The sequence below is a fragment of the Vibrio sp. TMPB1044 genome (assembly GCF_030442075.1).
GTDB classification, from domain to species: domain Bacteria; phylum Pseudomonadota; class Gammaproteobacteria; order Enterobacterales; family Vibrionaceae; genus Vibrio; species Vibrio satsumensis.
Map to the genome: position 1 here is coordinate 232112 of NZ_JAUJED010000009.1, position 23721 is coordinate 255832.

Annotated in this window: 17 protein-coding genes; 7 read left to right on the top strand and 10 right to left on the bottom strand. The window is 43.0% G+C overall.

The window, feature by feature from the left end; translation table 11 throughout:
* Positions 1-296: 296 nt before the first annotated feature.
* Positions 297-1838 (bottom strand): DUF3360 family protein, encoded by a 1542-nt coding sequence (locus QQ041_RS04815; protein WP_048664665.1) that lies wholly within the window; start codon positions 1836-1838, stop codon positions 297-299.
* Between the two features lie 791 nt (positions 1839-2629).
* On the opposite strand from QQ041_RS04815, the gene QQ041_RS04820 reads away from it, so the two are divergent.
* The 5 genes from QQ041_RS04820 (at position 2630) to QQ041_RS04840 (ending at position 8863) form a co-directional block, all read left to right on the top strand.
* The gene (locus QQ041_RS04820) at positions 2630-3400 is read left to right on the top strand and encodes an ABC transporter ATP-binding protein (protein ID WP_004736532.1); all 771 of its coding nucleotides are present in this window, start codon (positions 2630-2632) and stop codon (positions 3398-3400) included.
* A 136-nt stretch (positions 3401-3536) separates the two neighbouring features.
* Entirely contained in the window at positions 3537-4307 is a 771-nt protein-coding gene (locus tag QQ041_RS04825) for an ABC transporter substrate-binding protein (protein WP_048659693.1), read from the top strand.
* A 79-nt stretch (positions 4308-4386) separates the two neighbouring features.
* Positions 4387-5127, top strand: a complete 741-nt coding sequence (locus QQ041_RS04830) for an ABC transporter permease (RefSeq protein ID WP_146492202.1) — start codon at positions 4387-4389, stop codon at positions 5125-5127.
* 2 nt (positions 5128-5129) lie between these two features.
* Entirely contained in the window at positions 5130-5807 is a 678-nt protein-coding gene (locus tag QQ041_RS04835) for an ABC transporter permease (RefSeq protein WP_060982332.1), read from the top strand.
* A gap of 227 nt (positions 5808-6034) precedes the next feature.
* On the top strand, positions 6035-8863 hold the full coding sequence (locus tag QQ041_RS04840) for an ImpA family metalloprotease (RefSeq protein ID WP_285953226.1): 2829 nt from the start codon (positions 6035-6037) through the stop codon (positions 8861-8863).
* A 135-nt stretch (positions 8864-8998) separates the two neighbouring features.
* On the opposite strand, the gene xthA is transcribed toward QQ041_RS04840, so the two are convergent.
* From xthA to emrD, 3 genes are all read right to left on the bottom strand, one after another.
* Positions 8999-9805 (bottom strand): exodeoxyribonuclease III, encoded by an 807-nt coding sequence (gene xthA, locus QQ041_RS04845; RefSeq protein WP_048607429.1) that lies wholly within the window; start codon positions 9803-9805, stop codon positions 8999-9001.
* 161 nt (positions 9806-9966) lie between these two features.
* Positions 9967-12057 (bottom strand): S9 family peptidase, encoded by a 2091-nt coding sequence (locus QQ041_RS04850; RefSeq protein ID WP_285953277.1) that lies wholly within the window; start codon positions 12055-12057, stop codon positions 9967-9969.
* 347 nt (positions 12058-12404) lie between these two features.
* A complete protein-coding gene (emrD, locus tag QQ041_RS04855) occupies positions 12405-13610 on the bottom strand; it encodes a multidrug efflux MFS transporter EmrD (RefSeq protein WP_285953227.1) in 1206 nt (401 codons plus the stop codon).
* A 498-nt stretch (positions 13611-14108) separates the two neighbouring features.
* Here emrD and QQ041_RS04860 point away from each other — a divergent pair, with 498 nt between their 5' ends.
* Positions 14109-16226: a methyl-accepting chemotaxis protein gene (locus QQ041_RS04860; protein WP_285953228.1), complete on the top strand. Its 2118-nt coding sequence runs from the start codon at positions 14109-14111 to the stop codon at positions 16224-16226.
* A gap of 134 nt (positions 16227-16360) precedes the next feature.
* On the opposite strand, the gene QQ041_RS04865 is transcribed toward QQ041_RS04860, so the two are convergent.
* The 5 genes from QQ041_RS04865 to dinG form a co-directional block, all read right to left on the bottom strand.
* Complete coding sequence (locus QQ041_RS04865; RefSeq protein ID WP_285953229.1) at positions 16361-17494, bottom strand: cupin domain-containing protein; 1134 nt, start codon at positions 17492-17494, stop codon at positions 16361-16363.
* Positions 17495-17530: 36 nt separating this feature from the next.
* Positions 17531-17701: a pleiotropic regulatory protein RsmS gene (rsmS, locus tag QQ041_RS04870; protein ID WP_285953230.1), complete on the bottom strand. Its 171-nt coding sequence runs from the start codon at positions 17699-17701 to the stop codon at positions 17531-17533.
* Positions 17691-18239 (bottom strand): primosomal replication protein, encoded by a 549-nt coding sequence (locus QQ041_RS04875; RefSeq protein WP_060982339.1) that lies wholly within the window; start codon positions 18237-18239, stop codon positions 17691-17693. Before QQ041_RS04875 ends, rsmS begins: the two co-directional genes overlap by 11 nt.
* Positions 18240-18261: 22 nt before the next feature.
* Complete coding sequence (locus QQ041_RS04880; RefSeq protein ID WP_146492194.1) at positions 18262-19041, bottom strand: TSUP family transporter; 780 nt, start codon at positions 19039-19041, stop codon at positions 18262-18264.
* A gap of 128 nt (positions 19042-19169) precedes the next feature.
* On the bottom strand, positions 19170-21245 hold the full coding sequence (gene dinG, locus QQ041_RS04885; RefSeq protein WP_285953231.1) for an ATP-dependent DNA helicase DinG: 2076 nt from the start codon (positions 21243-21245) through the stop codon (positions 19170-19172).
* Between the two features lie 517 nt (positions 21246-21762).
* Between dinG and QQ041_RS04890 the strand changes: the two genes are divergently transcribed.
* Positions 21763-22770, top strand: a complete 1008-nt coding sequence (locus QQ041_RS04890; RefSeq protein ID WP_285953232.1) for a porin — start codon at positions 21763-21765, stop codon at positions 22768-22770.
* A gap of 136 nt (positions 22771-22906) precedes the next feature.
* On the opposite strand, the gene QQ041_RS04895 is transcribed toward QQ041_RS04890, so the two are convergent.
* The gene (locus QQ041_RS04895) at positions 22907-23635 is read right to left on the bottom strand and encodes a pseudouridine synthase (RefSeq protein ID WP_146492191.1); all 729 of its coding nucleotides are present in this window, start codon (positions 23633-23635) and stop codon (positions 22907-22909) included.
* Between the last annotated feature and the right edge of the window lie 86 nt (positions 23636-23721).

Genomic DNA, 23721 nt, shown 5'->3' on the forward strand with positions numbered 1-23721 from the left:
CTTTTTAGTAGAAAAAATACGTACATTAACACTGTTGAGCCAGCGCCCCTCGTAAGGGTAGTACACTCTTATTAATAACAATATATATGAGCATATAAGCGTCATATGGTTATATATATTGTCACTACCTTTTATATGTTGTCTTTACTCTATGTATTCAAGACTACGCTAAAAAATTTCTGCAAACCTTAAACTAAATCAATAAATGCCAAAAAAAGTTGAAAAAATTTGAGTGACAGGGGTTGCCACCCAAACTTTTTTTTAATCCTAATACTACTTTTGTGTAGTAAGGACCATTATAGCCAAGCTTTTAGGCCATATTGACTTTCTAGCATACCAACTGCAAGCATTGCTACTAGACAGATAACTAAAACGCCAACTGGGATAACAATCTTGTCTACAAATGATAGACGTTTCGCACGTTCTTTATCACCAATTAGACCGTTGTTATCAAGAAGCATAGTCAGTGCCCATGCTAATACTGGGTTGACAACCGCTGAACCGAAGATACAGATACCAGCTGCTTGAGAATCTTTTGAATCCTTAACCATTTGCATACCCGCTTCAAGTAGAGGAAGAGATACACCTACAAGTAGCGCAACACGCATCACTGGTGGCCATACCGCAACGTCCATTGGGAAACCAAGAATCGCAACAATAATACATAGAGAACCAAGCAAAATTGCGCCGCCAGGAATTGGACGTTTCGCGATTGCTGCTGGGATCATGTAAGTACCCCAAGAAGAAGTGATGTTACCACCACCTACTGCAGTACCCACCATTTGACGAACTGAACACATAGTCATTGTGTCATCTACGTCCATAAGTACTTTTTCAGACTTTTTAGGGTAGTTCAGTTCTTGGAAGATACGGTGACCTAAGAAGTCAGGTGACCACATTGCTACTGCAAGAATTGCGAATGGTAGAGAAGCGATGAAGTGTTCAACGTTTGGCAAGCCAAGCATCCAACCTTCAGAAGTAGAACCCCACCAGTAAACTGGGTTTAGGTTCGGAATACCCATTTCAGTTTCGAACACGATATCGAAACCAGCACCTAACGCCAATGCAATAGCAAGGCCTGTGAATGCACAAACTGGGATAGCTAACCAACGCTTGTTCACTTTTGCTAGGAAAGCGTAGATAGCTATAGTAATAGCAAGAACGATTAAACCAACGTAACCCATGCTGCCCGCTTCAACAGTAGAAGATTGAAGACCAACCGCCCATGTTTGAATCGAGTTGATTTGGCTCATGGTACCCGTTAGGCCTAAGAAGATAAGCAAGCCACCAGCGGTACCTTCCGAAGTCAGGTTAACCAGCTTGGAGCCGCCTTTTAGGAAACTTAGGATTAGACCGAAGACACCGATAAGGATTGCCAATGCAAGAGGGTGAGCACCAGCTAGAGCGATGGTACCAATAAGAGGAATCATTGGGCCGTGGTTACCGGCAAGGTTTGCTTTAGGGTTAAAGAAACCAGAAGCAAGGATACAGAACAGCAGTGCAGGGATAAGCATTTCTACACGAGCGACTTCAATCGCAAACTCTTTACCAAGGTTTACGTGATCCCAAGCTTGAGTTAGGCCATCAGCCCAAGACATCATTACTGCTGAGTACATCGCGATGATACCAATGGTACCAGCAAGTGCAGGAACAAGGTCTTCAAGTTCAAAACGGAAGTCACGACCAGGAAGGTTTAAACCGAAGCGGCGAGGCTTCATGATCTGAAGCTCATGATCTAGATAATCTGAGCGGCTCTCAAACTCAGAAGCAGGGCGGTGTAGCTCTTTATAGCTTTTCTCTTCTACTTCAGAGTTCGCATTGTTCACAACGTCTGACATAGATTCCTCATATTTTTATGTTAGTAATTCTAAAATTGAATTCTATAAGTTCGCGTAATTGCGTTATTTCTTAGTTATAACTCATTAACATTATGTTGCACGGTCTTGATGTGCTTTATGCAGCTAAGTTAAAAGAAATGTTTGGCATTTTTAATGCCTTATTCTTTGCTGAGAAGTCTAACAAGCTTACCCTTTAGGGTGATTGATCTTGATCACTTTATGAGTGTATGTGAAAGAAAGCTACAAAACGCAGCGATTCATTAACTTCCCATTGATGAATCGTGTAATTAGTTTTCACAAACTGTCGTTTTCTTATCTTCTTTGAGCCTTTACCGCTCTGGCATCAACTGAATGCTCCTTGTTTACTGAGTTATCTCACTATTACTCACTTGCTCTGTATTCTGACTAAAATGCTTACAATGCAGTAACCTCAAAATAATTGTGATTTATAGAGAGGTGATGTGTTGAATGTGCGCGCTATGTTTTGCCGGTTGCAATGTTTCTAAGTTCACAAAACCTGTTTTTCTTGTGAGACATCAAGCTACGAGAATCTCATTTTGATTAACTTTATTTAAACAATGTAAGGGGGCTAATTACAGCTTATTGATAGAACTCATTCATTAAATTGAGGTGAAAACGCTACCTTTTGCATAATAAGTCAGAGTGAATCGCTATTTATTCCAAATTATTAGGTTAATAATTTGTTGCATGTTATTCCGTGTGGTGCTAGTTTGTATCGCATGAAAAGGTCGGAGTACCTTGCATTTTCACAAACTTGGGAGAGAAAGCGCATGAAAGATGTACCAGCGCTGGACATAAAGGATCTACACAAAACGTTTGGTCAAAATGAAGTTTTAAAGGGAATTTCACTTTCTGCGCATAAAGGCGATGTAGTATCGATTATCGGATCTTCAGGGTCGGGTAAAAGTACTTTCCTTAGATGTATCAACTTGTTAGAGACACCTACCGCAGGCGAGATTTGGGTTAATGGTGAATTAATTCAAATGAAAAACAACCGCCAGGGTGTTTCTGTGCCTGCCAATGAAAAACAAGTACAGCGAATCCGTTCTCGTCTGGCGATGGTTTTTCAGGGTTTCAATCTGTGGTCTCACCTGACCGTTCTCGAAAATGTTATCGAAGCGCCTGTTCACGTCTTAGGTGTACCTAAAGCACAAGCGATTGAAAATGCAGAGCTACTATTGAAGAAAGTAGGTCTGTATGAGCGTAAAGATTACTACCCGGGTCATTTGTCTGGCGGCCAACAACAGCGTGCTGCGATTGCGCGAGCGCTAGCGGTTGATCCTGAAGTGATGCTGTTTGATGAACCGACATCGGCATTAGACCCTGAGTTAGTAGGCGAAGTGCTTGGTGTAATGCGCGATCTAGCAGAAGAGGGAAGAACCATGCTTGTGGTAACTCACGAAATGGCTTTTGCTCGTGATGTATCTAACCATGTGATGTTCTTGCATCAAGGTCTAGTGGAAGAACAGGGTGATCCAGCTAAACTGTTTACGGAACCTGAATCTGAGCGATTACAGCAATTTATCTCATCGATTTACTAATCAGAATTGAAATACCGTCGCCAAGGTAAACAGTGACGGTGTTAACAATAAAACACAACAAGTAAGTTAATAAGTAACAACAAACACAATATTAAAACTAGCAAAACATAAAAACCTAAATCACAGGAGTAGGGATATGAAAAAGTGGTTATTAGTCGCGGCACTTGCTGCAACTGCTGCAACGGGCGTAGCTCAAGCAAAAGAATGGAAAACAGTACGTTTCGGTATTGAAGGTGCTTACCCTCCATTTAGCTGGACAGAAGCTGACGGTTCACTGAAAGGCTTCGATGTCGATATGGCTAACGCACTTTGTACTGAAATGCAGGTGAAGTGTAAGATCGTTGCACAAGACTGGGATGGCATTATTCCTTCTCTACTTGCTCGTAAATATGATGCGATCATCGCGGCAATGTCTATCACGGAAGAGCGTAAGAAAAAGATCGACTTCACTGGTAAATACGCACTTATCCCGAACAAGTTCATCGCTAAAAAAGGTGCAGGCCTTAATTTTGATGATCTAAGTGGTCAAAAAATTGCCGTTCAACGAGCAACAACTCACGACAAGTACCTAACAGATAACTACGGCGACACAGTAGAGATCGTTCGTTACGGTTCATTTGATGAAGCTTACCTTGATCTAGCTAACGGTCGTGTTGCTGCTGTACTGGGTGATGCATCTGCTCTAGAAGAAGGCGTACTAAACAAAGCTGGTGGTGAAGCTTACGAGTTTGTTGGTCCATCACTAACAGATCCTAAGTGGTTCGGTGAAGGTTTTGGTATTGCTCTACGTAAGCAAGATAAAGATCTGACTAAGCAATTGGATGCTGCAATCCTTTCACTACGTGAAAAAGGCATCTACCAAGATATCGCTGCTAAGTACTTTAACTACGACGTATACGGCCAGTAATCTCTAGCGTCACTTCTTAAGGGAGAGGTTCTCCTCTCCCTGTCTTACCAACTTTTTCGCGGTTCTGTTGGAATTCATTATGTTTGATTTACAAGGATATGAAGCTTCGATCCTGAAAGGGGCGGTGCTTACAATCGAAGTTGCCTTGCTGTCGCTAATTTTAGCTATGGTTCTTGGTATGCTAGGTGCCTTAGCAAAACTAGCGCCTTATCGCTGGGCTCGTGCTATTGCAACCCTCTATACAACTGTTATTCGAGGCATTCCTGATCTTGTCTTGATGATGCTGATTTTCTTTGGTGGACAAATCCTTTTAAACAACAGTTTGTATTCCATCAATGAGTGGCTCAATGAGTGGTTCTCATCCAGTGATCCTAATCACGAATGGACCTCTTACTTACCTGATTATATTGATGTCAGCCCATTTATTGCTGGTGTCTTAACCATTGGCTTTATCTTTGGCGCTTACATGGCTGAAACCTTCCGTGGTGCTATCATGGCAGTTGATAGCGGTGAAATGGAAGCGGCAAAGGCCTATGGCATGGGACCTGTTTTAGCGTTCCGTCGTATTTTATTACCGCAAATGATTCGTCACGCATTGCCAGGCTTTGGTAACAACTGGTTAGTTCTACTTAAGACTACCGCATTGGTTTCGATTATCGGCCTAGAAGACATGGTCCGTGTTAGCGCATTGGCGGCAGGTTCAACCAAAATGCCATTTACCTTCTATATGACGGTGGCACTTATCTTCTTATTCTTCACCAGTGTTTCGACAGGCTTACTTAAGCTGGTTGAACGTAAATTCAGTATCCACGCGAGGTAGTTATGGACTTTTCATTGATAATTGAAAGCCTGCCGATTTACCTTGGTGGTTTATGGACAACAGCTTGGATGGTTTGCGTCGCTTTGATTATTGGCTTATTCGTCGCCATACCATTAGCTATCGCTCGTAACAGTCCAAATATGATGATTAACGCTCCGGCTTGGTCGTTCATCTATTTCTTCCGTGGTACGCCGTTATTGGTGCAGTTGTACCTGATTTATTACGGTATGGATCAATTCTTCCCAGTGAAAGACACACTATGGGAAAACGCTTGGTTCTGTGCTCTGGTGGCATTCATTCTTAACACATCAGCATACACAGCAGAGATCATTCGCGGTGCGATTAACGGGTTACCGAAAGGTGAAGTTGAAGCAGCAAAAGCGTATGGCATGAGTACACCGAAGACTTACCGTCGTATCATTTTACCAAGTGCTTTACGTCGCGCACTACCAGCTTACAGTAATGAAGTCATCTTCATGCTTCACGGCTCTGCGGTAGCAGGTATCGTAACTATTATGGATCTAACTGGTGCAGCTCGTTTGGTTAACTCACGTTACTACGCTCCATTCGAGTCTTTCCTAACGGCAGGCCTGTTCTACATGGCGCTAACGTTTATCATCATCGCGATTTTTAAATTCGCGGAGAAACGTTTCCTTGCTTACCTTAGACCTCTTAGCTAATAGCATCCTCTATAAATCATAGTGAATAAAACGGCGCTTCTATAGCGCCGTTTTTAATGGCACCAAACAAGTATTGTGAGCTTTTGAATCCTTGAAGCTTTCAATTACTTACCTTCTATCGAAATAGTTACCTTGCTTCAAATTAAACTAACATATTCATGAGATTAATTGCTTTAGGTATGGTGGTAGATAGACTCGAAAAAATTTTGTTGTTGTATGGAATAATGATGAAAAAGAGTAACTTACTATTGAGCTTGGTTGTTTGTGTTATCGCGTTATCACTTTTAGGATGCGGTGGTGGTGGTAGCGGTGAAAGTGCTCAAACTGGTTCTGGTGGTTCTGGTGGTTCTGGTGGTTCTGGTGGAGAAGGAAACGAAGGCGACGGAAGTGGTGAGCCTGGTATCACTCCAGTTCCACAAACTGCTGTTCAAAAGGCGTTGTCCACAGGTGACGCTTCTTATGTGACTGATTCCAAAGAGTTCATTGATGCAAGTCAAGCGTTAGTCGCTCAATACAACTCGGCCTACAATCATATTAAGCAAGCTTTATCCCTAAACGCTGAAGGGGAACCTCTACGTAGTCTTCATTGGGATCCAACACATGATACGGCAATTATCTTACCTACCTATGGTTTTAACGATATCATCTTGAAAACCAATAAAGCGATGCAAGATGGCTATGCCGACCAAGAGCTTGTCATTGGTATTGCGGGTTATACATCAGACGACAGCCGCTATGCCGCATTAGCAAGCAACCCGTTTCGAACTAAGCAGCGCTTTCCAAGTTCTGTCAACGAAGAGATGGATACTTGGTTGAAGAACTTGGTTCGGTGGGCTTCTAGTACTGACTCGCCACAAAATGTTGTGTTAGCTCAGCTTGATCAATCTCATTACTTTCCTGATGACCAAGCGACACGAAACTGGTTAACCGACAATGTTAACGCTTCTATGGTTATCAACGCTGACAATACTTGTGATGGCAGTAAATTAAGCCAATGTCTTGAAGCCAATAACCCTGACTTGCTAGTTTTGTCTCAAAAGTTAAATGATGGCGATGACATTGAAGATGTGATTTCAGGTTTACGCTTGGCGTTCAGTAAAAATATTCCAGTGTTATACCTACATCTTGATGGCGGTATGACGGACTTAGGTAACGCACTATTTGCAGAAATGCACATGACGTACGTTGGCGATAACTATTGGCGCAAGCTAGGTTTGTCGAACTGGGATTCTACACAACTGATTGATCAAATACCGGGTAATATTGTCCAGCAACAAGCGCTTTTACAGCGATTGAAAGACAACAGTTTCACCGTTGACCTGAATTTGTGTGAGGACAAATCTTGCCCTGACGATTCCAATATGGATGAAGAGTTCTATACTGCGGCGAACAGTATTCGTTCACACCTAACGACTCTTGATAGTAAAAAAATAGACCTGTTTGCAACCGATGATTACGAATATGAAAAGTTGTTACTGTTACTTGCGGATCGTTATCGCCAAGATGTTCAGTACCCGATGGGTAAAGGTGTAACGGAGAGAATCGAGTTTCTTCGTTCTTACTATAGTGATTACGCCGCATACAACAGCCGTTTGTATAATGCGGCACAACCAAACTTAGGTAATTTTAGCACCAAGACTTTTGAGGATGCCTCTCTAGTAAGCCAAAATATAACCCTAGAGTCTAAGAGAAGTTTCCGTGCGGCAGGCGTGTATGCTTTGCCTGGTAAGACGATCAAAGTGACTCGTTTGGACAGCAATGAAGTAGCTACATCGATAGCATTTAATACGCTACGTAGTGGAGCTACTCACGAGTTTTCGGGCGATGATGGCTATGCTAGACCAAAGTTTTTAACCTCGGTAGCCTATCCTGTGAACCCGGGAGAGACGATTTATCTCACGTCTGCTTATGGTGGGACGTTACAGGTTCATTTTGATACTAATGATATTGATGTGGATCTGCGTTTTGAGAATGTCGCTCAGCATCCTGTCTGGCGCAGTGAAGCAGACAACGAAAGCTTTGTTGCACAGCTTGAAGAAGGAAAGTTTGATTGGGCTGAGCTCATTACTCCGGGGTTTGAGGTTCATTCTAAGTTGGACAAAATGAAGGAATCTATCAGTGCTGCTGACTGGGCTCAGCCTCATGATATGGCTCTCGCCACAGAGCGTTATGTACATAACTTTCCTCATGCACTTGCAGGCTTTAAAGGGCCGGGTATTGATGAAATTGCTGAAATACATCAATACGGAGAGGCAAAAGGTTGGGAAATTGCGACCATTGATATTGTAAAGCATATGAACGCAGACCAAGCTAACTGTGGCTATGGTTGTTCAGGAAACCCGTATGATGCCTACTGGTCGTTTCATCCATTAGGGCATGGTGATCTTCACGAGTTAGGGCATGGCTTAGAGCGTGGTCGATTTAGGTTTAGCGGTTGGGATGGGCACTCTACAACGAACTACTATTCGTATTTTAGTAAATCAAAATATTATAAAGACACAGGAAAAGTATCGTCTTGCCAAGGCTTAGATTTTAAAGGGCAGTATCAGCTTTTACAGCAGAGTCGGACTCAACCTGATCCAAGTGCTTTTATGGCGGTTCAAAATCAAACTGGTTGGAGTTGGGGAGCTCGTATCTACATTCAAATGATGATGCTTGCAGAGCAGCAGGGTGTATTGAATTCGGGTTGGCATTTATTAGGGCGCTTGCACTTGATTGAGAGAGAGTTTAATCGCTTGAAAGGCGGTGATGAACTTTGGAACGATCGAAAAGGCTCGATTGGTTTTTCAGATTATACGAGACAAGAAGCGGTAGATATTACAAACAATGATTGGTTGCTTATCGCATTGAGTTACGTTGCAGAACGGAATATGACGCAATACTTAGATATGTGGGGATTCAGTTTCAGTGATAAAGCGAAGCAACAAGTCACAGCTCTTAGTCTAAGTAACATGCCTTTGACATATTTTGCATCGTCTAATCAAGGATATTGTTTAGATGAGTTTGCTAAGACGCCGTTAGACGTTGACGGCACGACCATTTGGCCGCTTAACTAGGTATATGACAGATAGAGTCACGAATAAAAAGAGAGGAGATATTATCTCCTCTCTTTCGTTATTAGCTTCTGATCAGCGTTGTGAGTACTATTTGCTTGCTACTTGATCTGGCTAAGTTTTGTTACCTAAAAATGACTATTTAAACGTCGACCAAATCGGAGCGTGGTCTGATGGTTTTTCGATACCACGTAGTTCGTAGTCGATGCCTGCTTCAGTACACTTATCAGCAAGCTTTTGAGTTGCTAGTACCACGTCAATACGAAGGCCACGGTTGTCCACGAAACCTTTTGAGCGGTAATCAAACCAAGAGTATTGATCGTTTACTTCAGGGTGCAGTAAACGGAAGCTATCCACAAACCCCCAATCCATCAATGTTTTCAACCATTCGCGCTCTTCTGGTTGGAAAGAACACTTACCGGTTTTCAGCCAACGTTTCGCATTAGGTTCACCAATGCCGATGTCAGCATCAATAGGGCTGATATTGATATCGCCCATTACGATCACTTGTTCATCTTTATTGTGGTAATCGTTTAGGTAAGTCATCAAGTCTTTGTAGAACTCACGCTTGTAAGGGTATTTGGTTTCATGTTTGATGTTATCCCCTTGAGGGAAGTAACCATTTAGTACTGTAACCTTTTCACCGTTTTCATCTTCAAACGTTGCCATGATCATACGCTTTTGATGGTCTTCATTGTCGGTTGGAAAACCTTTCTGAACAGAGATTGGCTCTTGCTTACACAGCATAGCCACACCGTAGTGTGCTTTTTGGCCGTGAAAGTAAACCTTATAGCCCATCGCCTCAACATCAGCAATAGGGAAGGCTTCATCGTGTACTTTTATCTCTTGCAGACCAATTACGTCCGGTTGGTGTTTGTCGATAATAGCTTGCAGTTGGTGAAGGCGGGCTCTTAGGCCGTTGATGTTGAAGCTAATTACTTTCATTTATTTTTATACCTCTCGTAAACCTTTGCCTATAGTGCAGCAAAGATTATTTGATTTGGTGAGTTTGATAGTTAATCGTATTTAACCATGCTTAATAATGTATGTCGCCATTTGTAGAGACAAAATGGCGACATAAAACGACGTGACGACTTACGTTGAATCTATTGAGTCTTGAGTAAATCTAAAAAGAACGCGTATTCGAGTGCGTCTTCTTTTAGTCGTTTAAATCTCCCAGATGCACCACCGTGACCAGCTTCCATGTCGGTTTTGAACACCAGTACATTGTTATCTGTTTTCATTTCACGCAGTTTCGCCACCCACTTCATTGGTTCAAAGTATTGTACTTGTGAATCATGTAGGCCTGTTGTCACCAACATGTTCGGGTAGTTTTGTACCTTAATGTTGTCGTACGGTGAGTAACTCAGCATGTAATCGTAGTAGGCTTTATTGTTAGGGTTGCCCCATTCGTCGTATTCGTTAGTCGTAAGAGGGATCGACTCGTCAAGCATGGTTGTGACAACGTCTACAAACGGAACATGTGCTCCGATGCCACGGTACAGTTCCGGTGCTTGGTTGATGATCGCTCCCATTAGTAGACCACCAGCTGAACCGCCCACCGCGAATACTTTATCTTTAGCGCCGTAGCCTTCTTCAACTAGGCCCTTAGTTACATCGATAAAGTCATTGAACGTGTTTTGCTTGGTTAGCTTTTTGCCGTCTTCATACCAAGGACGCCCCAGCATTTCTGAACCGCGGATGTGAGTAATCGCAAAAACGAAGCCTCTATCGAGCAGGCTGAGACGAGTCGAGCTGAAGGTCGGCTCAATGGTAGTACCGTAAGATCCATAGCCGTATTGGTAAATTGGGTTAGTGCCGTCTTTCTTGAATAAATCTTTGCGATAGACCAAAGAGACAGGTACTTGCTTACCATCGCGAGCCGTAATCATGATTCGTTCTGATTGGTAGTTATCCGCGTCGAAATTACCTAATACAGGCGTTTGCTTCATGATTTCGAATTCACCTGTACTGAGGTCAAAATCATAGTAAGTGCCTGGAGTCGTTAAGCTGCTGTAATAGACTCGAACTTTTGAGTTATCTAATTCATAGTTATTCGTTAGGTAAGCGGCGAAAGCGGTGTCGTTAAATTCAAGTGGGAACTCTTTACCTGTTGTGAGTTGGCGAACCTTGACTGTCGACAAGCCATTCGCACGTTGCTCGTAAACAAGATGGTCATCAAACAACTCGAAATCAACAAGCTGAGTGTTATCGTCTGCTGCAATGACATCGACCCATTTTGAGCGGTCATGCATGTCTTCAGCTGAGACTTTCATTAAACGAAAGTTGACCGCTTGGTAGTTGGTGTAGATGTAATACCAATCACCCAATTTAGCAATGCTGTACTCAATTCCAGTCTCTTTTGGGTAGAAAGCTTCGGCTTTAGCCTTTGGGTTGTTGGCATCGATGACTGACACACCACTGGTTTCTGTGCTCGAGTGCCAAATATAGACCTGTTCACCATCTTTGCTTTTACTCAATGAGGTGTAGTAAGCGCTGTCGGTTTCTTCGTAGATTAACTCATCGCTTGTTTGAGGTGTGCCTAAAACGTGGCGGTAAACTTGGTAACCTAGCAGTGTTTGTGGATCTTTCTTGATGTAGTAAAAGGCTTGGTTGTCGTTTTGCCACGCGATAGCACTCGAAGCACCTTCAATTTCGTCGTTTAGGTATTCACCTGTCATGAGATCTTTAATCTTGATGGTGTAAATGCGGCGACTCAGGGTATCTTCGCCATAGGCCAACAAGTTTTCGTCTGGGCTGATCGTTAAGCCGCCAATACTGAAGAATTCATGTTCTTTTGCTAGTTCATTAACGTCTAAGATGACTTGCTTGTCTGTACCTAAAAAGTCTTTTTCTCGCAAGTGTACTGGGTATTCGTTGTCACCTGTGACTTTATTCGAGTAGTAGTAGCTGCCTTTACGCACCGGTACCGAATTGTCGTCCTTCGCGATTCGGCCTTTGATCTCTTCAAATAACTGTCTTTGTGTTGATTCGGTATGCTTCAGCACGGTCTCTGCGTAGTGGTTCTCTTGCTCAAGATGCTGCAAAATCTCTGGATCTTGGCGTTCATCATCACGCATCCAGTAGTAATTATCGATTCGAGTATCACCATGAATCGTCATTGCATGAGGGACTTTCTTAGCAACAGGAGCTTGTGTCTGCTGAGCGACGAGTTGCGATGGAGAGTAGTGTTTCATGGTTGTTATTCCTTGATTGCTGCATCCGGCGACAAGCGCGGCCGATACGGCTAATGTGGTTAAAGCGAAACGCATCTGTATATCCTTAGTGTGCACCTTACTCGTTTTAATGCCAGCATCCTTTTCTATCAGAGCCTAGGTATCTTGGTTTTCTTCCAGTGATATTATTTATAATTGGATTCTGGATATGCACTTTCAACGTAAGTGTCTGTTATTGTTTTCAAAAAATCAAAGTAATGTTAAATGAAATTGAGGTAGACGTGAGGTGAGGGAAAGCGTGCAACAAAAAAGGGACACACTTTTCAGTATGCCCCTTTTCTGTATTTGGGTAGGATTCGAGTGTTACTTTAGATAACCAGTGGCATTTCGTTTGAGTGGTCAGGCTTGCGATTAACCCAACGTAAACCAAGCATCACGATAAATGACATAGCAATCATCAGGCAACCGAGTGGCAGTTGGTCTTGAGCCGGGAAGAACGATGCCAATAGTGTTGCGATGCCAGCACCTAGGTTTTGCATACCACCTAAGATCGCGCCTCCTGTACCTGCATGGTATGGGAATGGCGATAGTGCCCCTGTTGTTGCTGCTGGGAATAAGATACCAGCACCCAAGAAGTAAATGGTTGCACCGCCAATCAAAGTTAGTGCTGTTGTTTGACCAAACAGACCCGGTATCAGTACCACGGCTGAACCGACTAAGATCGACACCAGGCCTACATTCAGTGCGCGGCGCTCAGAACGACGTTGTGCGATGTAGCTAGACAGGCCTGCACCCACTAAGTAGCCCGGGATAGGCAAAACAAACAACAAGCTTACTGTGGTTGCAGGTAATCCAAGTACGCCGCCAAGCAGTACACCAGCCGCTGCTTCAAATACTGCGACGCCCGCGAATGTTGCCACTAGTACTAGTAGGAAACCTTGGAAGCGTTTGTCAGACAGAACGAATTTGTAGCTGTTTACAACTGATTCGTTTTTGCGTCGCTCTTTTGGCAGAGTTTCCATCATGCTCGTCATCATGGTGATCACAACAGCGATACCAAATAGCGCGAGGAACAAGTAGCTGGAACGCCAACCGAAAGCTTCTGTTAGGTAACCACCTAAAACAGGCGCCATCAGTGGTGAGAAAATCACACACATGCTGATTAAGCTATTTGCACGGTGCAGCTCTGCTCCTTCAAAACAGTCACGAGTCAATGTACGAGACATTGCACCGCCACAACCTATGCCTAAACCTTGGATAAAGCTACCCACTAGGAACCATTGATATTCATGAGCGAACAATGCCACCAAAGTACCGATGATGTAGATGATCAAACCTGCAACGATGATAGGTTTACGACCTAGGCGATCAGAAAGCGGGCCGTAAACAAATTGCGACAGACCATAAGGGATCAAGTAGCACGCCATCACCGCTTGCAGTGAAGACGCAGAAACCAAGAACTCACCCGCCATATGACCGATAGAAGGCACGTACATCGTTTGAGTCATTTGACCTACGGCTGTCAGAATAGCGATTAAAAAGGTAAGTTTCGCTAATGGAAACGAGGCAGACATTTGCGTATCTCTCCAAAAATTAAAGACGTAAAAAGCCTTAGCGCTCCATTAAGGAGTGCCAAAAGAATAAAGTATTCAGGGAATCTAGGCGCGAGATATTAGAGCTTGATTGCCGACTTAGCAATCAAAAAATGTGAAGTTGATCAAGATAAAAATCTATAACTTGGATTAGAAAAAGTAATTCGAAATTACTGTGTTTTAAAGATGTAGGGAGAGTCAGCTTCCTTGAAATATCGATGCTAGATTATACCAAAAATGTTAGAGCAATAGGCCTATTGGCAATGATTGTATGAGTGGATTATTTTGAAATCACAGAAGCAACAGGTAAAAGGCATTGCTTGTTAACATTTATGTAAACTTTCGTTTTATATGTAAGCGATTTGTGCTGTAATTATTCGCTAAGCTATTCGTCTAACTCATTTACATTGTGTACAGCAATTTGTTGTCGGTGTGATAGTTATGGTTATGGAAGTCTTTTGGCTTAAATAAGGATATTAAATGCGCTCTCTATCGGTACAGTGGAAAATAACCCTCTTAGCAGGTTGTTGTTTAATCATTACGTCACTGTCTCTTATTGGTTTCTCGATCTACAACGCGACGAGCAATCAACAAGTCATCAAATCTCAAAGCTCAGAATCAGTTATCAATAAAACTCAGCAGTTGTTGGCGTCTGTTTCTCAGCTTAATGCCCAAGAAACTCAACGTTATGTTGACGAAGCCATTTACCGCGCAGAAATGCTTGCGGCTAGCGCTCAGTTCTTAAAGAATAATGCGGATGAAAACTTTACACCAAGTGAAGAACTTCGTACTGCCTTGGATGAAATGATCCGTCGCTCGGTTTTAAACTTCGACTCTATTCAAGGTGCGTATCTAGTTTTCAAACCTGACTTGCTCGATGGGGAAGACGCAAACTATGTCGATGCCGACTATGTTGGTTCTAACGAAAGAGGGCGTTTCGCACCTTACTGGAAGGTGGCAGATAATGGTGAGAATGTACTTTCGAACGTACTTTCAGAATCAACATTGGATGACAACAGTAATAGCGAACGCTTTTACTGTCCTTTATCTTCTGGGCAAACCTGTATCAGCACACCTAGAGTCGTTAATAGTGGTGGTACAGCACTTCTGACATCTTCGATTTCAGTTCCTATTTTAGTTGATGATGTTGCAATTGGTTTTCTTGGGATTGACTTAAGACTCGATGGCTTAACGAGTGTGGTCACTCAATCTGATCAGAGCTTATTTGATGGTGCTGGTAAAGTTTATGTGGTTAGCCTAGATGGTTCAGTCATCGCTTCTGATGATTCAAGTATTGCAGTCGGTTCTACCTTCCAAAGTGATAACACCGACAGCGATCGAATGACCGACTTTATATTTGGCGGTGAAGTGAAGACACAATGGAGTGAGAACGGTGAGTGGTTACTCGCATTTGCTCCTGTTGTTGCTGCTAACCAAACTTGGGGTGTGCTGTTTGAGATCCCTAGAGATAGTGTCGTCGCTGATGCAAACAAATTGGATTCCATCATTAGCACCAAGCTAAGTGAAGGTATCAAAACAGAAGTGATTGCCGGTATGGTCTTTATCGTTTTTGGTCTAGCCATTATCGCGTTTGCTTCATTGTCTATTGTGAAACCGATTCGTCAGGTAGTGGAGCGACTGAACGATATCGCTTCTGGTGAAGGCGATTTGACTCAGCGCTTAGAAGTGAAGTCTCAAGATGAAATCGGCCAGCTAGCGAAAGGCTTTAATCTGTTTCTAGATAAGCTACAACACACGATCAAAGAAGTCATTCATACCACTGAGCAAGTGGCGAGTACGACAAGCCAGGCTAAAGCATCGGCATCAAGCACTCGAGAAAGCAGTGAGTCTCAATTTAAAGAAGTCGATCTGGTAGCAACAGCGGCAGAAGAGATGACTCAAACTGCGGGCTTAGTGGTACAAAATGCAGAAGTGGCCGTTGATGCAGCGTGCGAAGCGAATCGTTCAGCTCAGCAAGGGCAACAAGTTATTGAGCTTTCAGCCGGTGAAATGAGAAAGCTGGTGGAGCGTATGTCGAGCGCTGTACCTATTGTTGAAGAATTGGCTAAAAATAACGGTAATATCACTGAGATCTTAAGTGTTATCGAGGGGATCTCTGAACAGACAAACTTATTAGCGCTAAATGCTGCGATTGAAGCGGCAAGGGCGGGTGAGCAAGGTCGAGGTTTTGCGGTTGTTGCTGATGAAGTAAGAAACCTAGCAAGTCGTACGCAGTCATCCGTTGGTGAAATCAGAGCTGTTATTGATAAGGTTCATGCAGGTACTCAAGATGTTGTTGAGGCGATACAAGAAGGCAATATTCTCGCCAACGACACGGCGCTACATGTTCAAAAAGCGGTTGAAGATCTGGGTTCGATCTTTACTTCTATTGAGGCGATCAGTGACATGAACAGTCAGATTGTTCGAGCAGCCGAAGAGCAACAATCGGTTTCCGGTGAAGTGAACCAAAGCGTGGTTAACATTCGCGACTTGAGTGCGAGGATCTTAGAGCAAGCTGCCGCTTCTGAACAAGTAGGCACGGAAATAGACCAATTATCCCAACAGCAGCAGAAATTGGTTAATCAGTTCAAGGTTTAGTTATTCAAGCTTATTACCTGTTGAATAGAAAAAAGGACAAATGAAGATTTCATTTGTCCTTTTTTATTTTTCTCAAGTTCTAAGTCTCTTAGATTTTCGGGATTGATTATGTCCGACGAAACCTATTAGCGAAGTTAGTCTTCGATGAACCAGTAACCTTTGTTCACTAATTCAGTCACGACCGTTATGCCCGAAGGAGATAGAGCAGTAGCTGAAGTAATTAAGGTTTCATCGCAAAGTATGTTGAGTAGTGATGAATCTGCCTGTTCAACTTTAACGACTTCACCATTAATGTAAGCCGTGTTGCTTTCATTTTCATGGTAGAGCGCTTTTAAGCCAGATACGCGTTGGATTTCGCCCTCAGACTCTAAGTGTTGAGCAATCTCTTCTTTTGTCCATAATGGCTCAGGAGCGACGATATCAAGCTGGTGGCGTGATTGGCTTAGCAGACAACCCATGAATTCACTGATGGTTTCAGGTTGCTCTAGTGCAGATTTCAACATGTCAGTGAGATTGCTTAAATCCGATGAACGAATCTTGCCGTAGCCTTCTTGCGCTTTGAATTCTGGATCATGCAGATGAACGTCACCCATATCATGAGCAAGCACAAAATCGGCAAAGTTGCTGATTAGCTCTTGTTCTTTAGGGGAACGGTAGCCAATAGAGTAGCTCATCGACGGCTCTAATGTGTTCCCTTCATGTGGGAAACCTGGTGGGATATAAAGGATATCACCTGGCTCTAAGGTTTCATCAATGATTGGCTCAAAGCCTTCTATTTGGCGTAGAGCAGACGCTTGAACGGTCTCTTTGTATTGACCAACATCTTTCGCACCCACTTTCCATTGACGTTTACCTTGGCCTTGAATGATGAATACATCGTATTGATCAATATGTGGGCCTACGCCACCTTCAGGTGCTGAGTAGCAGATCATGAGATCGTCGAATAACCAGTTTGGTAACGTTTGGAACGCCTCAGTCAGCTGATTTGCGCCTTGGTGCCAGTGGTTCGCTGCTTGAACGATCAACTGCCAGTGAGTTTCGGTTAATTCGCCAAATTTTTCTTCAGAGAATGGACCGTGTTCTGCTGTCCACTGATTGTCGAGGTTAGAGACAAGGCGAGAATCCACTTCTTCTTCCATCGATAAACCAGCAAGTTCTTCCGGCGAAATTGGGTCGATGAAGTTTTGGAAGCCACCTTTCAAGATGGTTGGTTTTTTATGCCAGTAGTTTTCAAGAAACTCGGGCATAGAAAAGCTAAGTTGGTACATGTGAATCCTGTATATTTTTATGCTAGATGCTAGATGCTAGATGCTAGATGCTATTTTGGATTGTAAATCTTGCTGGACAATTTTGATTGCTTCTAACGCGACTTTTGGATCGATTTCGTTACTTTCGAGCAGATAGATCAGGTCGACAGCTAACTTAACTTCTTCTGGTGCGTTATCCAGTGGTGATGGTGTGTTATCAGTGTTCATTTCGCTTAGGGTTCTCTAAGTTAATCAGTCTCTCAATATTTTTCATTGAGTCTTCACAGCGTTCTAATCGTTCTTTTGCTAACTGCCAAGTCTCTTCCGCCTTTTTCTTACTGTGGCGAGGCGCAGAATCAAACGCTAACTTTCGTACTCGTACTAAATCGATTAATCGCTTTTGCCAATCTTGGTGCTGAGCGAGTTCGTTGTATAGGTCGTTAAGGGTTTTCCCTGACTTACTTTTTCGGTCTAAGCGTAAATCATGGTTAGCTAACTCTCTTTGGATTGCTGCAATCTGATTTGTCAGCTTTTCCGTCAGGTAGTTAGCTCTGGACGCGGTCAGTTGATTTGTGGTTTGTTCACGTACAATGGTGCGGTACGTTGCCTGAGTTTCAAGTGCATAAGGAAGCAAAACAGAGGCGCCGCACTTGAATAAGGCTCTATCGAATAGGGCTTGATGATAAGCACCTCGGGATTTATCAACCTGAGAGCAATGGCCAATTAAGGTATCAATGACACTTTTGAGTTTTGAAAATTGATTCATTTCACTTCCCGTTGGCTACGGCCTATAAGTTAACAAACCAAGCTTCGTATGCCAGTTTAATTGCAAGTACGCTTACTACAGTAACAAACACAGGTCGTATAAATGTAGCACCAAAACGAATAGCAGAATGAGCACCAACAAACGCTCCGGCCATCAAACAAAGACCCATAGTTAAACCTAGAACCCAATCAATATGACCAAGAATCGCAAAGGTCACCAAAGAGGTAAAGTTACTGGTAAAGTTCATGGCTTTGGATAGACCAGAGGCAAGTAAGATATTTAAGCGATAAAGCGCCATAGAGCTTACCGTCCAAAACGCGCCAGTTCCTGGGCCGGCAACCCCATCATAAAATCCGAGAATGAACCCTTGATACTTTTGCTTTCTCTTAAGTACGGGGCAAGGCTTAGGTGACACGTTGTGATTGGCATTCGGTGTCTTATGAAAAATGGTATAGACCGCTGCGGCAAGAATGACTAACGGCAATACCTTCTCTAACCACTCTGTGCTAATAGCATCAACAGTAAGGGTGCCGATGGTTGCACCGATTAATGTGGCAATGAATGCATTGATCCAACACTCAGGTTTGAACAGCTTCTTACGGTAGTAAGTGAATGCAGCTGTAGATGAAGCGAAAGTCGCTGCAAGCTTGTTAGTGCCTAATGCAATGTGTGGGGGGAGGCCAAGTGACAGCAAAGCTGGAACAGTTAACATCCCCCCGCCACCTGCGACAGCATCAATAAAGCCTGCTGCAAATGCAACCAGAGCAAGTATGACCAACATGGTTGGCTCAATCATTTCCATAAATAGCTAGTGTTCTCGTTATCGGCTGATAGGGCAGCCACATGAAGAATCGATGGATTAGTCATGTTGGGTTGTGAATGCAAGGGCCTAGCGATGACAGGCCCATAACTACCTCAAGGGCAGGGAAATTAGTATTTTATTGTTCTTTTAAAAGGCGGTAGTGAATCGAGTAAGGACTTTCCATATCGCTTCGTTACTATGCGTCTATCAAGGATCGTGACTTTACCAGAATCTCGTTCTTTACGCAGCAGTCTACCCACAGATTGAATAAGCTTTTTACTCGCTTCTGGAACAGTAATCTGCATAAACGGATTACCACCACGTGATTCAATATATTCTGAATGTGCTTGTTCTACAGGAGAGGTAGGAACCCCAAAAGGAATCTTGGTAATAACCAGGTTTTCTAGAAGCTCTCCCGGTAGGTCAAGACCTTCAGAAAAGCTGCCTGTTCCAAAAAGAACGCTGGTTTTACCTTGGTCTATGAGTTTTTTATGTTTTTTTAGGATTTCAGTTCGTGAAGTATCACCTTGAACCTGCAATGCCCATGACTTTTTAACGAAATCTGTTGCTAAAGCCTCTGCAACTTTGTTCATTTGCCAGTAAGAAGAGAATAGAACGAGGTTGGCTTTTTTGTCTTCAATTACCTTAGGCAAAATTTCAATAAGATATTCGGTAAACTGAGGTGCTTGTGGTTCGTACTTCATTGCCGGCACTATCAGCTCAGCTTGCTTCTGGTAATCAAACGGTGATGCCAAAGCCAAAAATTGTACGCCATCTTCTGCTTTTTGGCTGATACCAGCTTGATGGCAGAAAAAGCTGAAAGAGTTGAGCGCTCTCATTGTTGCCGAAACGAGCACTGCACCAACACAGCGGCTCCAGATCTGCTGATCCAGTTGCCAACCCACCTCTAGTGGAGAAACATTAACAACGAAATCGCCTTCGCTTTCTTTATTCAGTTCAAGCCAACGAGCCAAAGGAGCCCCTTTCTCGCGCTTAGGTTCGGCCATTAAGCGCCAAACCTGAGCAAGGTTTTCTGTTCTTTGTATATAGAAGCCAATCTCCGCAAGCGCAGGCTCTGCTAGCTTTGCTGAAAGCTCTCCGTCTTTAACTCGCTCTGCAATTAGGTCTGCAATCTTCGCAACGGCTTGGCTCGCCTTTTGTGTGAGTTGCTTGAGATCTTTAGATTCATTCTCTAGCCACTCAGGTAAGTCACCATGTTCGAAGCGGTACAGGCCGTCCTCAAAGTGGTTAGCGTCAAACTGTTTGCACATTTGAGTCAGAGTAGGGATCAGCTGTTGCACTGAGTCTTGCAGTTCATTTCTAAATCGATGGACGCGCTTCTCGTCTGCTAGGCCTGAAAGCTTAGTGATTGATTGATTCAAACGCTCTAACCATGAAGCGGCCCCTTTTAAGCTCGCAGCAGCGGAAGAATGATCTCTCGCGACATGCGGTAAGTGGTGAGCCTCATCGAATATATAGATGCTATTTTCTGGCTCGGGCAGTATTACACCGCCGCCTAGATCAGCATCTGCCATTACCAAACTGTGGTTAGCGATGATAACGTCTGCTTTATCTAGCTCTGAACGTGCCTTTTGGAAAGGGCAATCTCTGTGAGTTGGCATGCTGTTGTTACAACTATGCTTATCACTGACGATCATCTGCCAAATCATATTGTCGATAGGTTTTGGCCACGAATCGCGGTCACCATCCCATTTACCTTGAGTCAAGCTACGGTACATAGTTTGAAGTTGGTCGATATCTTTCTTTTTTGGCTTAGATTCGAACATGGCCATTTGACCACCATCAACTCCACAAGCAGCAGCTAGCTTTTCGGAACAACAATAACGCTGTCTGCCCTTAGCTAATATAAAAGAAAACTCTCTATCAGTCAGTCTTCTATATAGAGGGAGATCTTTGTTAACGAGCTGTTCTTGTAGCGCAACTGTCGCTGTTGAAATAACTATTTTTCGGTTATTGAGCACTGCTACTGGAATAGTAGCCATTAAATAAGCCAGCGATTTTCCAATCCCTGTTCCTGCCTCTGCAACAATCATGCGATTACTTTTGTGGTATTGACCACAAAGTGTCTTCGCTATTTCTGCAACAAGGTAATTTTGAGCACGTCGAGGTACAAAGTTGTCCAACTGATCTTGGAGGTTTTGATAACTGGTGCGAATAGATTTTTGAATTTTAGTAGTTAGCATACTGTGACCTACGTAACGGAGCGAGGATAGTAGCACATATCACTAGTCGGTACATTTACCGCAAAATAGCTTGCTTTTGAATCAAAGGTAGATCTTGTTCACAAAAAAAAACTGAACCATCAGGAACTTAACGTTTTTATTTATGTTGTGAAATATAAATTTTAAAAAACACTGACCTATAGGTGTTAAATTCTACTGATGGGCTGTTATTTGAGTTGTTGTTGGAGTTAAATTCTATTTGTTACATTTTTTGGATTATTATATTTGCTGATAAAACTAAGGATAAGCTGCTCGTAAAATGATGAAAAAAAATGTAAGTGTTTGATTTTGATTGGTTTGTGTTTTTTTTAGGTTTGTTTTTAGTTTATTTGACACGCAGGATAATCTTTTGCAATCTAGACCTCGAAATTTAGTGACGGTGATTAACCAACAAAGAGTGGTAATGACCAGTCACAAAAAATAAAAAAAGGGAACCGGGCAAGGATCTCCCATTCTTAGAAAAGGCAGTGGATTTATTATGAAAAAGACTCTATTAGCTCTAACAATCGCAGCAGCTTCAACTTCAGCTTTCGCGAACGTGGGCCTAGAAAACGCAAAACCAACATTCGAATTTGACCCAATGCACAAAGAGCAGTTCTCTGTTTCTGGTTCACTTGGTCTTGGTGGTTACTACGACACTAAAACTAACGCTATGTACGATGACTGGGCAACAGCTCTTACTCTAGCAGTTAGCTACAAAAACAACCGCCTAGTAGGTTACTTCGAGACTGATTTCGAACTTAACTGGACTACAGACGATAAGAAAAACCCATGGGACGTTAAGAACGAATTCGGTACTGACGTAGATAAAGCTTGGTTAGGTTTTGACACTGGTTTTGGTGTTGCATCTTTCGGTTGGGAAAATGATACTGCTCTTGATAAAGTAGATGGCGCAGGCGACAATACATACGAGTTCGGTTCTTCTGCTGGTGACGCATCTGACGCATTCAACGTAGTTAAGTTCCAAGGTGCTACTTCTGGTATTGCTTACGGTATCTCTTACTTCGAAACTGATGATGATCATGACAAAGCTGACAAAGGTGTGAATGGTTACGTTGGTTACGAAAGTGAAATCGTAAATGTATACGGTGGCTACGAAACTCGTGACGAAGCTGATTACCAAGTTTACTCTGTATCTGGTAACTCTAAAGTTGGCGAACTAGACCTAGGTGTTAACTTCTGGATCAACGAAGGTGACGCAAGTGACCTAGTTGGTAAAAACACTACTAACCTAGAAACTGTTGGCTATTACATCTCTGCTGGTTACCCAGTAACTGAGCAACTAACTCTTGCTGCTGGTTACAACGCTAACTCTACGACTGAAGACGGCCAAGCTGATAAAGATGTTTCTCGCATCAACGTTGCAGCAATGTACACGCTTAACGACCGCGTAGACATGGGTATCGATATCCTTCAAGACCTAGATGCTGGTGACGGTAACGACGAAGAAACTTACGTATTCGCTGCTGCATTCTACAGCTTCTAATAGTTACTTAATTAGTAATTGTTAAATGTTGAAAAAAGCCAGTCTTATGACTGGCTTTTTTGTATCTACGATTTATCAGTAGATATAAAAAAGCCGCTCTATTAGCGGCAATTTAGATATTGTAGGCTGTGTGATTTTAGATTTCTTTCCATTCACCAGGCTGTAGCTGACCCACATTCATGTTGCCCATTGAATAGCGGATAAGACGCAGGGTAGGGAAGCCGATATTGGCTGTCATTCGTCTTACTTGGCGGTTACGCCCTTCAATGATTGTGATAGCTAGCCATGTTGTCGGTATCGCGGCTCTGAAGCGGACTGGAGGGTTTCTATCCCACACCTTAGGTTCTGCCATTGACTCCACCTTTGCTGGCAGCGTCATACCGTCTTTTAGCTCAACGCCTTTTCTCAATTTATCTAAATCTTCCTCAGAAGGTGCACCTTCAACCTGTACCCAGTAAGTCTTTGGGGATTTTGAGTTTGGTTGAGTTAATTTAGCTTGGAAGATGCCATCGTTGGTCAATACCATTAAACCTTCGCTGTCGCGATCAAGTCGACCCGCCGCGTAAACATCTTTTACGGGAATAAAGTCCGCTAACGTTTTTCTCCCTTCACCATCAGTGAACTGGCTGAGAGTATCAAAAGGCTTATTGAACAGAATCACTTTGCGATCTTCGATTGCCACCTTAGGTTTTGTGTTGGTTGATTTACCTTTATATCGGTGCTTACTGGAGTGTGGCTTTATGTGCGAACTGCCAGTGTTATTTTTATCGCTGCTTCGGCTCTGTCTATTACCGCTTTGTTTTAATGTTGCACCAGAACGAGCCGGTTTGTCTGAACGAGATGCGCTGCGTGAGCGAGTAGACATGTTAACTACCTTGCAAAAATGTAAACGAAGTGTGCTGAAAAGTTTTCACTGAAACGGAATTGAGCTATCATTTGCGCGCCTAAATG

What these genes read in the sequence shown, in the direction of transcription:
- QQ041_RS04815 (WP_048664665.1), bottom strand. Translation starts at nt 1,838, where the DNA reads ATGTCAGACGTTGTGAACAATGCGAACTCTGAAGTAGAAGAGAAAAGC.
- QQ041_RS04820 (WP_004736532.1), top strand. Translation starts at nt 2,630, where the DNA reads ATGAAAGATGTACCAGCGCTGGACATAAAGGATCTACACAAAACGTTT.
- QQ041_RS04825 (WP_048659693.1), top strand. Translation starts at nt 3,537, where the DNA reads ATGAAAAAGTGGTTATTAGTCGCGGCACTTGCTGCAACTGCTGCAACG.
- QQ041_RS04830 (WP_146492202.1), top strand. Translation starts at nt 4,387, where the DNA reads ATGTTTGATTTACAAGGATATGAAGCTTCGATCCTGAAAGGGGCGGTG.
- QQ041_RS04835 (WP_060982332.1), top strand. Translation starts at nt 5,130, where the DNA reads ATGGACTTTTCATTGATAATTGAAAGCCTGCCGATTTACCTTGGTGGT.
- QQ041_RS04840 (WP_285953226.1), top strand. Translation starts at nt 6,035, where the DNA reads ATGAAAAAGAGTAACTTACTATTGAGCTTGGTTGTTTGTGTTATCGCG.
- xthA (WP_048607429.1), bottom strand. Translation starts at nt 9,805, where the DNA reads ATGAAAGTAATTAGCTTCAACATCAACGGCCTAAGAGCCCGCCTTCAC.
- QQ041_RS04850 (WP_285953277.1), bottom strand. Translation starts at nt 12,057, where the DNA reads ATGAAACACTACTCTCCATCGCAACTCGTCGCTCAGCAGACACAAGCT.
- emrD (WP_285953227.1), bottom strand. Translation starts at nt 13,610, where the DNA reads ATGTCTGCCTCGTTTCCATTAGCGAAACTTACCTTTTTAATCGCTATT.
- QQ041_RS04860 (WP_285953228.1), top strand. Translation starts at nt 14,109, where the DNA reads ATGCGCTCTCTATCGGTACAGTGGAAAATAACCCTCTTAGCAGGTTGT.
- QQ041_RS04865 (WP_285953229.1), bottom strand. Translation starts at nt 17,494, where the DNA reads ATGTACCAACTTAGCTTTTCTATGCCCGAGTTTCTTGAAAACTACTGG.
- rsmS (WP_285953230.1), bottom strand. Translation starts at nt 17,701, where the DNA reads ATGAACACTGATAACACACCATCACCACTGGATAACGCACCAGAAGAA.
- QQ041_RS04875 (WP_060982339.1), bottom strand. Translation starts at nt 18,239, where the DNA reads ATGAATCAATTTTCAAAACTCAAAAGTGTCATTGATACCTTAATTGGC.
- QQ041_RS04880 (WP_146492194.1), bottom strand. Translation starts at nt 19,041, where the DNA reads ATGGAAATGATTGAGCCAACCATGTTGGTCATACTTGCTCTGGTTGCA.
- dinG (WP_285953231.1), bottom strand. Translation starts at nt 21,245, where the DNA reads ATGCTAACTACTAAAATTCAAAAATCTATTCGCACCAGTTATCAAAAC.
- QQ041_RS04890 (WP_285953232.1), top strand. Translation starts at nt 21,763, where the DNA reads ATGAAAAAGACTCTATTAGCTCTAACAATCGCAGCAGCTTCAACTTCA.
- QQ041_RS04895 (WP_146492191.1), bottom strand. Translation starts at nt 23,635, where the DNA reads ATGTCTACTCGCTCACGCAGCGCATCTCGTTCAGACAAACCGGCTCGT.